Source organism: Psychrobacter immobilis, assembly GCF_904846225.1.
Classification (GTDB): Bacteria; Pseudomonadota; Gammaproteobacteria; order Pseudomonadales; family Moraxellaceae; genus Psychrobacter; species Psychrobacter immobilis_F.
In genome coordinates this window covers 1-15,837 of the sequence record NZ_CAJGZJ010000021.1, presented here as the reverse complement: position 1 = coordinate 15,837, position 15,837 = coordinate 1, and the positions used below count along the sequence as shown (strand labels likewise).

Annotated in this window: 11 protein-coding genes and 1 other RNA gene; 11 read left to right on the top strand and 1 reads right to left on the bottom strand. The window is 42.3% G+C overall.

Going from position 1 to position 15,837, the window contains the following annotated elements:
* Positions 1-84 precede the first annotated feature (84 nt).
* Positions 85-1,494, top strand: a complete 1,410-nt coding sequence (gene glnA / locus JMX48_RS11830) for a type I glutamate--ammonia ligase (protein ID WP_201538034.1) — start codon at positions 85-87, stop codon at positions 1,492-1,494.
* A 208-nt stretch (positions 1,495-1,702) separates the two neighbouring features.
* On the top strand, positions 1,703-2,476 hold the full coding sequence (locus JMX48_RS11825) for a DUF4124 domain-containing protein (RefSeq protein WP_201538031.1): 774 nt from the start codon (positions 1,703-1,705) through the stop codon (positions 2,474-2,476).
* Positions 2,477-2,760: 284 nt separating this feature from the next.
* On the opposite strand, the gene JMX48_RS11820 is transcribed toward JMX48_RS11825, so the two are convergent.
* On the bottom strand, positions 2,761-3,474 hold the full coding sequence (locus JMX48_RS11820; RefSeq protein ID WP_201538029.1) for an SIMPL domain-containing protein: 714 nt from the start codon (positions 3,472-3,474) through the stop codon (positions 2,761-2,763).
* 246 nt (positions 3,475-3,720) lie between these two features.
* On the opposite strand from JMX48_RS11820, the gene ffs reads away from it, so the two are divergent.
* From ffs to JMX48_RS11775, 9 genes are all read left to right on the top strand, one after another.
* Positions 3,721-3,817: signal recognition particle sRNA small type (gene ffs, locus JMX48_RS11815), an RNA gene on the top strand.
* A 583-nt stretch (positions 3,818-4,400) separates the two neighbouring features.
* The gene (locus JMX48_RS11810) at positions 4,401-5,234 is read left to right on the top strand and encodes a hypothetical protein (protein ID WP_201538027.1); all 834 of its coding nucleotides are present in this window, start codon (positions 4,401-4,403) and stop codon (positions 5,232-5,234) included.
* 546 nt (positions 5,235-5,780) lie between these two features.
* Positions 5,781-6,917, top strand: a complete 1,137-nt coding sequence (gene serC / locus JMX48_RS11805) for a 3-phosphoserine/phosphohydroxythreonine transaminase (protein ID WP_201538025.1) — start codon at positions 5,781-5,783, stop codon at positions 6,915-6,917.
* A gap of 231 nt (positions 6,918-7,148) precedes the next feature.
* Entirely contained in the window at positions 7,149-8,981 is a 1,833-nt protein-coding gene (locus JMX48_RS11800) for an extracellular solute-binding protein (RefSeq protein WP_201538023.1), read from the top strand.
* Between the two features lie 70 nt (positions 8,982-9,051).
* Positions 9,052-9,831, top strand: coding sequence for a hydroxyacylglutathione hydrolase (gene gloB, locus JMX48_RS11795; protein ID WP_201538021.1), 780 nt, complete (start codon positions 9,052-9,054; stop codon positions 9,829-9,831).
* Positions 9,832-9,949: 118 nt separating this feature from the next.
* Complete coding sequence (locus tag JMX48_RS11790; protein ID WP_201538019.1) at positions 9,950-11,017, top strand: microcin C ABC transporter permease YejB; 1,068 nt, start codon at positions 9,950-9,952, stop codon at positions 11,015-11,017.
* On the top strand, positions 11,017-12,090 hold the full coding sequence (locus JMX48_RS11785) for an ABC transporter permease (RefSeq protein ID WP_201538017.1): 1,074 nt from the start codon (positions 11,017-11,019) through the stop codon (positions 12,088-12,090). The genes JMX48_RS11790 and JMX48_RS11785 overlap by 1 nt, the downstream gene beginning before the upstream one ends.
* Positions 12,091-12,112: 22 nt before the next feature.
* Positions 12,113-13,777, top strand: a complete 1,665-nt coding sequence (locus tag JMX48_RS11780; protein WP_201538087.1) for an ABC transporter ATP-binding protein — start codon at positions 12,113-12,115, stop codon at positions 13,775-13,777.
* 402 nt (positions 13,778-14,179) lie between these two features.
* Positions 14,180-15,493, top strand: a complete 1,314-nt coding sequence (locus tag JMX48_RS11775; RefSeq protein ID WP_201538015.1) for an iron-containing alcohol dehydrogenase — start codon at positions 14,180-14,182, stop codon at positions 15,491-15,493.
* Positions 15,494-15,837: the final 344 nt, after the last annotated feature.

The following is a 15,837-nucleotide window of genomic DNA, read 5'->3' as shown; positions in this document are numbered from 1 at the left end:
AAACACATTTAACATGCTTAAACCAAAAAATTGCACCAAGAACTTTAACTTGTAATAACGTGATTAACACAACGGAGACTATTTATGTCGAACAAACTACTAGACCTTATCAAATCCTCTAATGCTAAATGGGTCGACTTCCGCTTTACCGATACACGCGGTAAAGAGCAGCACATCAGTTTCCCAGCGCATAGCGTTGATGAAGAAGTCATGGAAGACGGTAAAATGTTTGATGGCTCATCTATTGCTGGTTGGAAAGGTATCGAAGCGTCAGATATGATCTTACGTCCAGACCCAGAGACCGCTTTTCTTGATCCTTTCTTTGATGCAGTGACTGTGGTAGTGACGTGCGATATTATCGAGCCATCAACGCTTCAAGGCTATGAACGTGATCCACGCTCTATCGCCCGCCGTGCAGAAGAGTACTTAAAGTCTACGGGTATCGGTGATACCGCTTATTTCGGTCCTGAGCCAGAATTCTTCGTATTTGATGATGTTAAATGGTCAATCGATATGTCAGGTGTTAGCCATAAAATCACCGCAGAAGAAGCGCCATGGTCAACCAACAATGACTATGAGTGGGGCAACATGGGACATCGTCCACGTGTTAAAGGGGCGTATTTCCCAGTACCACCAATTGATAGCTCACACGATATGCGTGCTGTGATGTGCGAACGTATTGAAGAAATCATCGGCGAAGGCTGTATCGAAGTACACCATCATGAAGTAGCACCTTGTCAGTCAGAGATTGGCGTCGCTTTCAATACGCTAGTCAAAAAAGCGGATGAAGTACAACAGTTAAAATACGTCGTTCATAATGTCGCGCATCAGTTTGGCAAAACAGCGACCTTTATGCCTAAGCCAATCGTTGGTGATAATGGGTCAGGTATGCATGTGCATATGTCAATCTCTAAAGATGGCGTAAACACGTTCTCAGGTGATGAATACGCTGGCTTGTCTGAAACAGCACTATATTTCATCGGCGGTGTCATCAATCATGCTCGCGCTTTGAATGCGATTACCAACCCATCGACCAACAGCTATAAGCGTCTAGTGCCACATTATGAAGCACCTATTAAACTAGCGTACTCAGCCTCTAACCGCTCAGCGTCTATTCGTATTCCACATGTTAGTAGCCCTAAAGCTGTCCGTGTCGAAGCGCGTTTCCCTGATCCAGCCGCTAACCCGTATCTAGCTTTTGCTGCGCTATTGATGGCTGGTCTTGATGGTATTCAGAATAAAATGCATCCAGGCGAAGCCGCTGACAAAAACTTATATGACTTGCCGCCAGAAGAAGAAGCGCAAATCCCAACGGTTGCTGAAAGTCTAGAAGTGGCACTACAAGCGTTGCGTGATGATCATGAGTTCTTGTTAAAAGGCGATGTGTTCACCGAAGATATGCTAGAAGCGTTCATTGCACTGAAAGAAGAAGAAGTGCAGCGTGTCAACGTTACCGTGCATCCAGTTGAGTTTGATCTTTATTACAGCTGCTAGTGAGTAGTTAGCTTTTCAAAGCTTTTTCAATAAAAAAAACCAGCTGAGGCAATCTTGGCTGGTTTTTTTGTGTCTACTGGTAAGAATTTACCACCTCAAATATTATGACTTCTATAAATTCATTACTGATTTACCATTAAAATTACCGCATAATGGCTTTCACAATAGCATATTAATTAGTACTACATAACGATTAGGTTGACTGACTATGATTTCATCATCAAAACCGAGCTTCTTAAAAGGTGGTTTAACGATAAGCGTGCTGGCTACTGTGATGATTAGCGCCGCCAGTGTTTATATGACAACGGCAAATGCCGCACCTATTTATAAAATTGTTGATAAAAAAACAGGTCAAGTGACTTTCACCGATCGTCCACAAAGCTATGAGCAACAAGCGGATAAACAAGTCAGTCAAACTTCGGTTAGTACGGGCAATAGTAGTTCTAAATCAGACAGTTCTAAATCAGACAGTTCTAATTCAGATAGTTCTAGTTCAAGCAATACCAGCTCAAACAATAGCACTAACGGCAACGCTGCTAATAATGCTCAAACGGCAACTATACCAGTAGCAGCTGTCAAAGCGGTACAGGTAAATTACCAATTAACCTTAATAGAGCCGAGTGAGGAGCGGGCTTATCGCCGTCCAGCACAAAACGTTAACGTGAGCGTACAAATTAAACCAGCACTACAAGCAGGCGATAGCATCAGTATTTATTTTGATGATAACGAAGTAGCAAAAGGTTTAAATACGTCGATTGCGACTGTTGATATATTACCGGGCGAACATAGCGTACAAGCGGTAGTCAAGAACAAAGAAGGGCAGGTGCTACAACAAGTCTCGCGCACCATTTATGTAATTCAAAACAATACCACTTTACAGAATAATAAAAAGATTGCGAAACAGCTTTTGGCCTATCAGAATTTGCCATGGCATCAAAAAGTCATGTTGAAAATGCGTCAAAAGAATACCGCTAAGCCTTAAATTGATTTATAGCTATAATAGGTCATACCTCAGTTCTGCTCATTATTCACGTGTTTTGATATAGTCAAAAAAAATAAAAGCGCGACAGTACTGCTGGAATGAGTTTTTCGAAGCCTCTGTCTGTAACGGCACAGCAAGCGAGGAAAATTCATTCCAGTAGTATCTGACGATTGATGTATCGATTTAATTTTTCACCGAATACACATCATAAGAAAAAGGCAAGTACTGTCTATAGTGCTTGCCTTTTTTAATACTAATAGCTCAGTTTTGAAGGTTGAGCGGTTTTATTTAGTCAGCTCAATAGTACCGTTAGCCGTTACTGAAATGGTGCTATTACCAGACTCAAAGTTCTGACTTGGTACTGAGTCAGCAGATGCAGACTTCATAGCAAAAACGCCATACATCGGGCGGGGATAGTTGCTGCCTGTATTTAGATTGACATTCACCACACGATAACTGCGAGCATCCCATGCACGTGTTAGATTTTTAGCTTGTTGTTGAAAAGCACGAGAAGCTTCAGTCATCAGTTTTTGCTCTAATGCAGTTTTTTTAGTGTCTGAAACACCAAAGTTTAGATTGTCCATGACCAAGGTTTCTTGCAAGTCTGCAATGAGCTGGCTCGTCGCTGCAAAATCTGTGCTCTTTAACTCTATATTTGCCTGTCCTGTCCAGCCGATGATTTTGTCATTTTTATCATAGCGAGGATAGGTGGTTTGTTGGCCTGTGCTAACTGTGACGCTAGGATAGCGCTTGGCAATTTTCATTGCACTGTTAATTGTCGTGTTGAGAGTCGTGGCTAGCGTTTTAGAGTCAGTGGCTTGGGCTTTTTTATATAAGCTGGCGCGTACTTCGTCATTTTGGATTTCTTCTTTTACTTCTGATTGAAAAGTCAGCTGGTCGTAGCCGGTTGTTTCTGCATGTGCGCCGCCCATCATTGCTGTTAATAGAAGTGCCGTACCTGTAGTGAGCGCTGCTTTGTTAAATAGATTAGTTTTCATGATTATCTCCTAAGTAAGGTTGATGCGAGTCTTATTAAAATTAATATACATACTAGAAGCTGTTCATTTTATTTGTTAGATGACAATGTCTGTCCAGCTTCATGCACTAAAATAGCAAAATTTAAAAGTGCTGCTGTAAGAATTTTGTCACTTAGGTTACTACTTATTTTATGCCCTAAAACAAACAGTTTTACAAAGGGGGTTGTAATACTGAAAAATTCTTGTATAATTTGCAACTGGTGGCTCCATTGGTAGCCTCGCAACATTGTTCTATGAATCCCGCCAGGACCGGAAGGTAGCAACGGTAATAGTCACGATGTGTGCCGAGGATTTGCTTTTGGAGTCGCTTTTTTTTGCTTAAAATTTGATAACTGTCTCAACAAATAATTAAAAATGCTTTTGCATTGTATTAATCCCTTTATCGTAAAGGGCTTTTTTTTGCAAAAAAATGGGTCATGATTTGATTCCAAATCTTGTTAAGATAGCAAGCCAGTAAAATTTATACCAGCAGCGCATTTAAGCTTGTATAACTGTTTTATTTTCAGCTGACTATATTGGCGCACGTAATCCTGATGGTAATTGTCGAGAGAGGCAACAGAGCAGTCATCAAATAGATTATAATGGTCATACAAATAGTAGCCATGCTAATAATGCTACTATTGACCATGGTTATACTTATAATGATTACCGACAATGGCTGAGTACATTGCATACGGCGATGTTACGCGATACGATAGTCAGTCAAGACGAGTGCGACTGATTACGCTTACTGTCAGAGCATTGGTTAGGAGTTCGTCGGATTTTTGCTTGACTTGATGATGCTTGGTGAAGTGAGTATGTGAATGCCAAGAAGCGATATTTTTTAGACGATTTTGTCAAATAGAAACCTATAAACCCATTTAAGACAAGTAGGATAGTAGAGACGCATGAGTGATATCCAAGACCCGCTAATCATATTGCAACATCGTATGCAGCAGCGCCAGATTTTAGCGATGATGGGTATTAATCAGTGGGTGCAACCAAGCTCAGAAACTATTAATATTGCAGATATCTCTGCGCCTACCGCAGCATATAAAACTATTCAGTCTACTTCTTCTAACGTAAGTATTGAACAACCGAGCATTGACGATTTAAATGATGATATTTCAGATATTGAGTCCGTGGACGCTGTTCCAAACATAGTAGATCATGAAACTATTAGTCATAATTATAACGACATTAATGATATTGGTTTAAATCAACCTGACGAGCAGCAGCCAGTAACCTATAGTTTTGATACGAGCACCGCTGACGCTACTATCAGCCCTATTGTAGATAAGATAGTACAGTCAGTAACGGCATCTGCTAAACAGAATCAGCCAACTGAAAGTTATCGTGACCATAATATTAAAGTGGTCCCATTTGACTTACAAGGTGGCCGCTATGGCAATTGGGTGATCTTGGTTGATATTCAAGCACTGAACAATAATAGCCAAAAGTTATGGGAAAATATCACGCAAGCACTATCCATAACTTGCGAGACAACGTCATTTCCTATCTGTGCAGGCATGGATACGGCCGAGCTTGCCAATGCCAGCCTTGCAGGTTATGTATTTAAAATAGGTAGAAGTGAAGACATACAAGTCGCTGCATTGACCGCCCTGCCTGAAGGACTTGAGCATCCTAATCTTACTGTTATGCCCGCATTAGATGAGATGCTCGCTGATAGCAGCTTAAAGCGTCAGTTTTGGGAGCAGCTTTCTGGTTTGGCTGTTTTTTAACTGGCACTTTGATCGTTTTTTATATAAATTGATGGCTTTGTACATAAATAGCTTTCTATGATAAGTACCTTCTATGATAAGTAAATTTTTATATAAATAAGCTCTGTATTGGTAATATAGTTGTTCTTAACTCAATAAAAACTAGGGCGTGTTGAACATTCGACCATGGCACTGACAGAGACTATTTTTTAGACAATTCAAATTTAAAAATAATAAGTTTAGTCATTCTAAGCGTCTATTTTTAACAAAGAAGTGGTAAAAAAGCGTCCTGTCCTCACTGCGAGCATAGCTCTTGTCTTGCGGACGGGCAAAGCAGTACTTTGCTTACTCCGTCCTCAGGGCTGATGCTAAAATCGCTCCACACTGCGTTGCAATTCTAGCTAAGGTATTAACATTATCGTCAACTTGCGCCTTGTATGAAACCATTTTAGCTATCAGCAGTGCCTATTTGTGAATGTTCAACACGCCCTAAGATCAATTTTAGCGTGTTTTAAGTTTCAAAGCCCAATTAACAACGATGATCCCATCATATTTAGGATGAAAGCCATGTCTACAAACTCAGAACCTACACCAACTTTCAATACTACGACGCCTAACCGTTTACCTAACTTTTCTGCAGGGCCTGCCACAATACCGACTGAGGTATTATCACGTGCTCAAGAAGAGCTGCTTGATTGGCAAGGGAGTGGTATGTCGGTGATGGAAGTGAGTCATCGTAGTAAAGAATACATTGAGATTACTGAAAAAGCCGAAGCTAAATTGCGTTCGTTGATGGAAATTCCAGATAACTATAAAGTACTGTTTTTACAAGGTGGCGCTAGTCTGCAATTTTCAGCGATTCCATTGAACCTTTTAAAAGGCGGGCGTGCAGACTATTTAACGACTGGTGCTTGGTCAGGTAAAGCGATCAAAGAAGCCCAGCGTTATGCCACTCTAGGTCTTGGTGAGGTTAATTTAGTAGCAACTGGTAAAGACAGTAATTTTACTGATGTGCCTGCTCAAAGCGATTGGAATGTGAGCGATGATGCGGCGTATTTCCATTATTGCGCCAATGAAACCATTCATGGCTTGCAGATATTTGAGCCGCCCCAAGTTGATGCACCCCTTATCGCTGATATGTCTTCTTGCATCTTGTCACAGCCAATTGATGTGTCCAAGTTTGGTATGATTTATGCGGGTGCACAAAAGAACATTGGTCCTGCGGGATTGGTCATTGTTATTGTCCGTGAAGATTTATTGGGGCAGGCAAGTGAGTGGTGTCCCTTGCTGCTGAGCTATACCCATCAAGCCGAAAAAGAATCTATGTCGAACACGCCAGCGACTTACTCCTGGTATCTAGCAGGTTTGGTTTTTGATTGGTTAGAAGAGCAGGGCGGTGTTGCTGCCATTGGCAAAATCAACCAGCAAAAAGCAGACTTATTGTACAAAACAATCGATGACAGTGGCTTTTATAGTAATCCAATCGCTCATAAATATCGCTCGATCATGAATGTGCCATTTACTTTGCCTGATAGTGCCCTTGATAAAGTATTTTTAGAAGAGTCAAAGGCAGCGGGTTTGATGAATCTAAAAGGTCATCGTGATGTTGGCGGTATGCGTGCCAGCATTTACAATGCGGTGCCGCTTGAGTGGGTGCAGCAATTGGTCGACTTTATGATAGCATTTGAAAAAAAGTACGCTTAAATACGTGTGAGTTTTAGAATAAAAAGACGCAAATCCTATGGACTGCGTCTTTTTTATTGAATGTGCGTTTGATTTTTGCATTATTGACGCATAAGGTGCCACACTTAACACGGTAAACCATTAGGTGAAAAAACCTAAATTTGTTATGATGAATTTTTACTGTATTGATGTTTCTTAATAAATTCTCAATACATCAATGGGTTTAGCACAGAGGCTGGTTATAACGCTATTATGATAAAAAATGCCATGCTACGAACCGTCTTACTCGCCCTTGCTGTCAGTTGGATGCCAGTCAGTTTGGCGGCGCCAATGACGATTACTGCGCTGGGACATAATAGCCCTACTGAGTATATTAACGCTCCCTTTATGCCCTATGCCAATCCAGATGCGCCAACTGGAGGCACGCTCTCATTGGGTGCGCAGGGAACTTTTAATGCTGCAAACAAATGGATGACGACAGGTGTGGCGATGGCTGGCACTGATTATCTATATGATACCTTGATGACGGGCTCATTGAACGAAGCATTTACCATGTATCCGCAGCTGGCAAACAAGGTGACTTATGATCCAGCGGATACGAGCTGGATTATCTATCATATAAACCCCGCTGCCCGTTTTTGGGACGGCTCGCCCGTGACCAGTAGCGATGTCAAAGCGACATTTGATGCGCTATTGAACAAAGGGCCAATGTATATTCGCAGTTATTTGGGTGACATCCGCAAGGTACAAATTATTGATAAGCAACAAGTAAAGTTCGTTTTTGCCTCAAGTAACAATAAAGAAATTTTATTGACCGTCGGGCAGTTTCCAATATTTGCCAAGTCCTCTATCGATACGGATTTTGAAAAAATAACCCTGACACCATTGATGGGTAGTGGGCCTTATAAGCTTGGCCGTGTTGATGCAGGTCGTGCGGTCAGCTATGTGCGTGATCCCAACTATTGGGGACGTGATTTGATGGTTAATCGTGGTCGTTATAACTTTGATATGATTAAGTTTGTATATTATCAAAGTGATGAGATTTCTTTTGAAGGGTTTAAATCTGGTCAATATCGCTTTCGCCCTGAAAACAAAGCCTCTAACTGGGCAACAGGTTATAACTTCCCTGCGGTAAAGGCTGGCATGATTAATAAAGAAACGATAAGTAGTGAAAACCCAGTACCGATGCAAGGTCTGGTCATGAATATGCGCCAACCAATTTTTCAAGATATTCGCGTTCGCCAAGCATTGAGTGCAGCTTATGACTTTGAATGGATGAATAAGACTTTATTTCATGGTCAATACGAACGCTTGCAAAGCTTTTTTTATGGCTCGGAGCTGGCTGCGACAGGAACGCCATCGGCTGAAGAGATGAAGGTGCTCAGTCCATTCTTATCCAAGCTTGAGCCGATTCAGCGTCAGGCGGTATTGACAGAGTGGCAACTGCCAACCAGTGACGGTAGTGGTTTTAATCGTCAAGGATTGCTTGCGGCGCGGCAGTTATTGTTGGATGCTGGGTTTTATTATGATGATATGAAACTGTATCAGCCCAATGGTCAACGCGCCAAAATTGAGATTTTGATGACGGGTGAGACGGTAGGACGTGTATTGCTGCCTTATATTCGCAATCTAAAACGTTTGGGATTTGATGCGACGCTGCGCCAAGTCGATGGTCCGCAGTATTATGAGCGTATGCGCCGTTTCGATTACGATATGGTGGTTGATGTATTTGCCCAAAGTTTATCCCCCGGTGCGGAACAGTTTGGCTTTTGGGGCAGTGCTGCCGCCGATCAAGCTGGCAATCAAAATACACCCGGTATCAAAAATGCGGTGATTGATAGCGTCATAGAAAAACTAGGCAATGCTAAAAATCGTGACGAAATTGTTCTCTATACTCATGTGCTTGATCGCTTATTGCGCGCAGGTTACTATTTGGTGCCTTTATATCGCAAGTCTGGTACCAATGTCGCCTATTGGGATCAATATCGTCATACTGATAAATTGCCTACCAATGCCGTCGGTATTGACTACTGGTGGTCGGATAAAAAAGCAGAGACGCGTGTTAACAATTATTTAAAGAAATAACATCATTTTCAATCTATAAGTGTTTGCAAAAAAAACGAGCAATAAAAATAACTATTGGTAAGGATTTAACATGAGTATTCGTATTCACCCGATCAAAGCATTTAATGACAATTACATTTGGACACTGATTAACGAAAGTAATAAGCAGGCGATTGTCATTGATCCAGGGCAAGCGGCACCTGTCATCGCCTATTTAGAAGAAAATGAGCTGGAGCTGACCTCGATTTGGACCACCCATCACCACCATGATCATATCGGCGGCGTCGCAGAGCTACAAGAGTCTTACCCCATGACCCATCTGGTTGCTCACGCTGAGCATAACGTAGATGAAGATCAGACGATAAAGGACGGTAGTACGGTAAGTGCTTGGGGTTGTACAGCACAAGTGTGGGAGGTGTTTGGACATACAGCCAGTCACGTAGCTTATGTTTTAGATATCGAGGGTCGTCAGCATTGCTTTTGCGGTGACACGCTATTTAGTGCTGGTTGTGGCCGTGTGTTCACTGGTACGATTGAACAATTACATGACAGCTTTAAGCGTTTAGATGGTTTGCCAGCCAAGACGTTACTGTATCCAGCCCACGAATATACCGCTAGCAATTTACACTTTGGTCTGTTTATTGAGCCTAACAATGAGGCAATGCAGCAAGCACTGATACAAGCAGAAGAAAAAACGGCTCAGGGCATGCCGACCTTACCTGTGACTTTGGAACATGAGCGCGCAGTAAATGTGTTTTTACGGGCGCAAGAGCCGAGTGTGATAGCGGGTGTCAATTCTAAAATGGATCTTGCTGACGAAAATTCTTTGACCGTGTTTACCGCTTTACGTGAGCTCAAAAACGACTTTTAAACGGTCATTTTTTAAATTTAGTTTTAAAGTTAAATGTTTTAAACCACCACGCTGCTCTGTTAAAAGTTAATTGCCCACTTTCTCCATTGTCATATTTTTACTTTAGGAAATCGCTATTATGGGTCGTTATATCTTAAAAAGGTTATTGCTAATCGTACCAACGCTTTTTTTGATATTGCTGGCAAATTTTGTGATTGTACAAGCCGCACCAGGTGGTCCTGTTGAACAGCAACTGGTGCTTATCGAGCAAGGTAGAAAAGACAACGCACTCAGCGCTAATATTGGCGCAGGTAGTGCAGGTGGCAACAGCACCTATCAAGGGACTCGCGGCTTGTCAGAGGAGATGGTCAATGCCATCAATGCCCAGTACGGTTTTGATAAATCTGCCCCTGAACGCTTTTGGCTAATATTAAAAAACTATGCTCAGCTAGATTTTGGCGAGTCGTTTTTTAAAGGGCAACCGGTAACCGCTCTTATTGTAGAAAAGCTGCCTGTCTCAATTTCGCTCGGATTATGGAGTACGCTGCTCATTTATATGATAGCTATTCCACTCGGGGTGTATAAAGCCATGCATCATGGTTCAGGGATTGATAAAGCCACCGCCATGTTCCTTGCCATTGGCCATGCGATACCTGTATTTGTATTTGCCGTCATACTATTGGTATTTTTTGCAGGTGGTAGCTATTGGAATATTTTTCCGCTGCAAGGATTAACCTCTGAGAATTTCGATCAATTAAGCACACTTGGTAAGGTCAAAGATTATTTTTGGCATTTGACACTGCCGCTCCTAGCAAGTACGGTTGGCGGTTTTGCTGGCTTGACTTATTTGACCAAGTTCAGCTTTTTGGAAGAGCTTGGTAAGCAGTATGTGCTCACCGCTCGCGCCAAAGGCTTAAATGAGCGTCAGGTTTTATACGGGCATGTATTTCGTAATGCAATGTTGATTATTATTGCGAGTATTCCAGCGGCTATCGTCGGGATTTTCTTTGCTGGTAATTTTCTTATCGAGATTATTTTTAAACTTGATGGGTTAGGGTTACTGGGGTTTGAGGCTATTCAGCAGCGTGACTATCCTGTGATATTTGGTACGTTATTTATTTTTACGTTGGTGGGACTGCTATTACAGTTAATCAGTGATTTAAGTTATCACTTAATCGATCCGCGCATTGATTTTGAGGGGCGCTAATGTCAAGTCATCCGCAATCCTCAACGGCTGCTCCTGTGGCTGTCCAAAAAAAACGCCGTCTAAATCCTATTTGGCAGGCACGTCTAAATCGTTTTCGCCGCAACCGCCTTGGACTGATATCACTGTTTGTTTTTTTGCTGATATTTGTCATTTGTATGGCAGCCGATGTGATAGCCAATGACAAACCGCTATTGGTGCATTATCAGGATGATTATTACTTTCCGATATTAAAAGCATATCCTGAAACGACTTTTGGCGGTATTTTTGAGACTGAAACCAACTATAAAGATCCTGCCGTTCAGACGCTGATCAATGATCAGGGTTATTATATAATGCCGCTCATTCCCTTTGCCGATCAGACGCCCAATGTTGAGCTAGGCATTCCGTATCCAGCAGCGCCCAACAGTCAGAATTGGCTCGGTACTGATGACTTGGGCCGTGATGTGCTGGCGCGAATACTTTATGGGTTGCGAGTATCGTTATTGTTTGGTCTGGCATTGACGCTCGCGGGTGCACTAATTGGCATTATTGTCGGTGCGATACAGGGATATTATGGTGGTTGGGTAGATTTGGCAGGGCAACGCTTCATGGAAGTATGGGGCGGGATGCCGCAGCTTTTTATGATTATTATCTTGGTTAGTTTATTTAGCCCTAGTATCACGATGCTGTTCGCCATGATGCTGCTATTCGGTTGGATGGGATTGGTCGGTTTGGTAAGAGCAGAGTTTTTGCGAGCGCGCAATTTTGATTATGTCCGCGCTGCCCGCAATCTTGGTGTTTCGGACAGTCAAATTATGCGTAGACACATTCTGCCAAACGCATTAGCATCAAGCTTGTCGCAGCTGCCATTTATCTTAACCGCCAACATTATTGCTTTAACCGCGCTCGACTTCTTGGGATATGGGTTGCCACCTGGTTCTCCATCACTGGGTGAGCTGATGGTGCAAGGGAAAAACAACCTCGATGCCCCTTGGTTGGCATTATCGGGATTCTTTAGCTTGACCTTCATTTTATCATTGCTTATCTTCGTTGGTGAAGCGCTACGTGATGCGTTCGATCCAAGGCGCTCTTAATATGATAAATACTCATTTGACAATGACTACTGTAAAAAACGACCGTCCAAAAGAAAATAACAGCGATACTCTAAACAAGCTAATGCTGACAGTAGATAAGCTGAGTATTGTCACATCCGCCAGTATGACTTTAGTTGATCAACTCTCGTATGAGCTGAGACAAGGACAAACTTTAGCCATCGTTGGCGAGTCAGGCTCTGGCAAATCGATTGCGAGTCTGGCGTTGTTGGGCTTGCTGCCTGATAATCTGGTCATTAGTGGTCAGGTGCAGCTGGCAGGCTCAGCAGCAATGGTTACGCTACCAATAGCAAATGATAATGCGCGTAATGCTGCATTGCGCTGTATCCGTGGTCAGCGTATTGGGATGGTATTTCAAGAGCCGATGACAGCGTTAAATCCATTGCATACGGTCGCCAAGCAAATCGCCGAATCACTGCGTTTAAGCGGTGTACCCAAAAAGCAGTGGCGAGACAAAAGCATCGCTTTGCTAGATGACGTCAATATCACAGATCCTATCGATAAGCTAAAACGTTATCCACATGAGCTATCGGGCGGTCAGCGTCAACGCGTAATGATTGCCATGGCGTTGGCTCAACAGCCTGATATATTAATCGCTGATGAACCCACGACGGCGCTTGATGTGACCTTGCAACATGAAATACTTGAGCTATTGGATGATCTCAAGCGTCAGCATAATATGGCAATGGTGCTGATTAGTCATGATCTAAATTTGGTCAAGTGTTATAGTGATGAAGTCATCGTTATGCGTCAAGGACAGACGATTGAGCAAGGGCCAACGCTCACTGTGTTTGACCAGCCTAAGGCAGAATATACGCGTACGCTTATCAAACAAGACTTTGGGCGAGCATTAGATCTAATAGATGATAACGAAGATAAGCAATCAAGTGTACTAGAAGTGAATAATCTCAAAGTACAGTTTCCAATTGAAAAAAGTGTGTTTGGTGTTACTAAGCGCTGGTTCGACGCGGTCAAAGATGTCGATATGACGATACAAAAAGGCCATGCGCTAGGTATCGTTGGTGAGTCTGGCTCTGGAAAGACGACGATTGCCCTTGCGCTCAGTCAGTTACTCAGCAATCAAGCAGTCGTGAGTGGCCAGATAATGGTCAATGGGCAAGATATCTCAGCATTGTCTAAAAAAGCATTGCGCACCTTTCGCTCACAGATTCAAATGGTATTTCAAGATCCATTTGCCAGTATCAATCCGCGTATGACCGTATTGCAGATAGTGGAAGAAGGACTACTAGTACAAGGTGTCGACAAAATAACTCGTCAGAAAGCGGTGATGGACAGTCTTGCTACCGTGCATTTACCGCTGGATTTTGCCCAACGTTATCCCCATGAGCTATCAGGTGGTCAGCGTCAGCGCGTGGCATTGGCACGTGCGCTCATTATGAAACCAAGTCTATTGATATTGGATGAACCCACGTCCGCACTCGATAGCACGACGCAGGTGACTGTGGTCAATTTACTGCGTGAAATTCAGGAAAAACTGCACGTCAGCTATGTGTTTATTAGTCATGATTTAAAAGTAGTACGCGCCTTGTGTCAGCATATTATGGTGCTAAAAGACGGTGTATGTATTGAGTCTGGGCGTACCGAAGCGCTTTTCAATAATCCACAGCATCTATATTCGAAGCAGTTGTTGCAGGCGAGTATGGTTTAGCCTAAGTAGGGTATACTCTCAAGTTAATTGATAGCTATTTAAATGATAGAAATTAAATATAGTCGATGCACCATAAAAAGAACACAGCGCTACTGGAATGAATTTTACGCAGCCTCTGTGATAACAGCAAGCAAGGAAAATTTATACCAGTAGCGCATTTAAGCTCGTATAACTGTTTTGTTTTCAGCTGACTATACAATTCAATTTTTATCGAAACATAGCAGTTCATAATAAGAGCAACATACCAAAAAGGGCGGTGGTACAATAAATTGGGACAGTCGCTTGCTTGATGTACGCGCTCACACTATCTGTATATTTTTTACTTTAATAACGATCATTATCAGCAGATTAAAATGACCGTTATGGCTGTTATTAACATCATTAAGAAGGATTTTTGTGGCCATGAAAAAACAAAATAGTATTTCAAAATTAGTCAGCGGTAAATTAGTCAATGCTAATACATTACAGCATGCAGGTTATTTGGCCGTTGCTAAGACTCGCGCCAAAGTGCTAAAAGCGTTTGCTTATGTGATACCGATTAGAAGACCGATGTTATTTGTCGGTGAGACTTCTTGTGATGAGCTATGCGATATGCTCATCAATGAAGGTAGTCATAATGTTTTTATCGTCACTGATGCAGTGCTAAATAAGCTTGGCATACCAGCCAAAGTGATTGATTACCTAGAGGCAAAAAACATCAGCTATACAGTCTATGATGGTGTGACGCCAGACCCTACTTTTAAGGTGGTAGAAGAAGGGCTGCGTCAATCTTTAGCAGCTGATTGTGATTCGATAATCGCTATTGGCGGCGGCTCGGTGATTGATGCGGCTAAGATGATTGCAATGTCGCAAGGCAATAACTGCCAGCCCAGACAGCTAATCGGCATTCTTAAAGCAAGAAAGCCTGCAACGCCGCTATATTGTATCCCTACGACGGCTGGCACAGGCTCAGAAGCGACGCTTGGTGCGGTTGTGTCAGACGACGAAACTCATCAAAAAGCATTGTCTATCGACCCAAGAATGGTGCCATTAGCCGCGGCTATTGACCCTATTATTATGAAAGGCATGCCCGCACATATTACGGCAGACACGGGCATTGATGTATTGACGCATGCTCTTGAAGCATGGATGAGTGTAAACGCAAGCGTAGAAACCGATTATTATGCGGCCTCTGCCGTCAAATCCGTTATGCACTATTTACCATTGGCTTATAAAGATGGAGCTGATCTAAAAGCAAGAGAAGAGATGGGTATTGCCGCGCATTATGGTGGGATCGCTTTTAACAAAGCGGGCCTTGGTTATGTCCATGCCATTGCCCATCAATTGGGTGCGTATTACAGTATTCCTCATGGCCGAGCCAATGCTATCGTGCTGCCTTATGTGCTTGATATCAATCGTAATGTTGCCAAAAAAAGATTGGCTGAATTGGCTAAAAAAACGGGTATCGTGAAGGATTCTCAAGCCAATAATAGTAACCTAACAGACTATTTTATTGCTCAAGTGCGCGACTTGATTGAAGTTTTGAATATCAATCCAACTGTTAAAGGGATGCAGGTCAGTGATTTTGATAGTATCGCTAAAGCCGCTGCCAAAGAAGTGAGTGATACCTACGCGGTGCCAACTTATATGTCAGCGTCTGAGATAAAAGATATCTTAACGAAAATTAAGCAGGCAAGCGAAAGCTATACTGATAAAGGTAGCGAAAAAGCAGCATAGACTATCTTATCTAGGGCGTGTCACCACTTAAATAGTGCGACTTAAAACGGCGAAATTTTGCTAAATGTTGTCGAAAACAAAAAATCATATTGTCTATGATAATAGGATTTTTTGTGAAAAATAATTAAGCGCATTGTGTATATAGTCAGTGAAAAGTTTATCCCAGTAGCACTGTGTCTGTTTTATAGTGAATTGACTGCATAGCATTTTTAAAACTTCCAACTATATATAACAATATAGGAATATTCTAGTGACACCTAAGAGTTACTATAGTCAATCCAGAATAAAAGAGATACAACCCATATCATGAAACAGTTTAGGTAGATTATTCTCCATCCACCCTT

What these genes read in the sequence shown, in the direction of transcription:
- JMX48_RS11780 (WP_201538087.1), top strand. Translation starts at nt 12,113, where the DNA reads ATGACTACTGTAAAAAACGACCGTCCAAAAGAAAATAACAGCGATACT.
- JMX48_RS11790 (WP_201538019.1), top strand. Translation starts at nt 9,950, where the DNA reads ATGGGTCGTTATATCTTAAAAAGGTTATTGCTAATCGTACCAACGCTT.
- serC (WP_201538025.1), top strand. Translation starts at nt 5,781, where the DNA reads ATGTCTACAAACTCAGAACCTACACCAACTTTCAATACTACGACGCCT.
- JMX48_RS11820 (WP_201538029.1), bottom strand. Translation starts at nt 3,474, where the DNA reads ATGAAAACTAATCTATTTAACAAAGCAGCGCTCACTACAGGTACGGCA.
- glnA (WP_201538034.1), top strand. Translation starts at nt 85, where the DNA reads ATGTCGAACAAACTACTAGACCTTATCAAATCCTCTAATGCTAAATGG.
- JMX48_RS11810 (WP_201538027.1), top strand. Translation starts at nt 4,401, where the DNA reads ATGAGTGATATCCAAGACCCGCTAATCATATTGCAACATCGTATGCAG.
- JMX48_RS11775 (WP_201538015.1), top strand. Translation starts at nt 14,180, where the DNA reads ATGAAAAAACAAAATAGTATTTCAAAATTAGTCAGCGGTAAATTAGTC.
- JMX48_RS11785 (WP_201538017.1), top strand. Translation starts at nt 11,017, where the DNA reads ATGTCAAGTCATCCGCAATCCTCAACGGCTGCTCCTGTGGCTGTCCAA.
- JMX48_RS11825 (WP_201538031.1), top strand. Translation starts at nt 1,703, where the DNA reads ATGATTTCATCATCAAAACCGAGCTTCTTAAAAGGTGGTTTAACGATA.
- gloB (WP_201538021.1), top strand. Translation starts at nt 9,052, where the DNA reads ATGAGTATTCGTATTCACCCGATCAAAGCATTTAATGACAATTACATT.
- JMX48_RS11800 (WP_201538023.1), top strand. Translation starts at nt 7,149, where the DNA reads ATGATAAAAAATGCCATGCTACGAACCGTCTTACTCGCCCTTGCTGTC.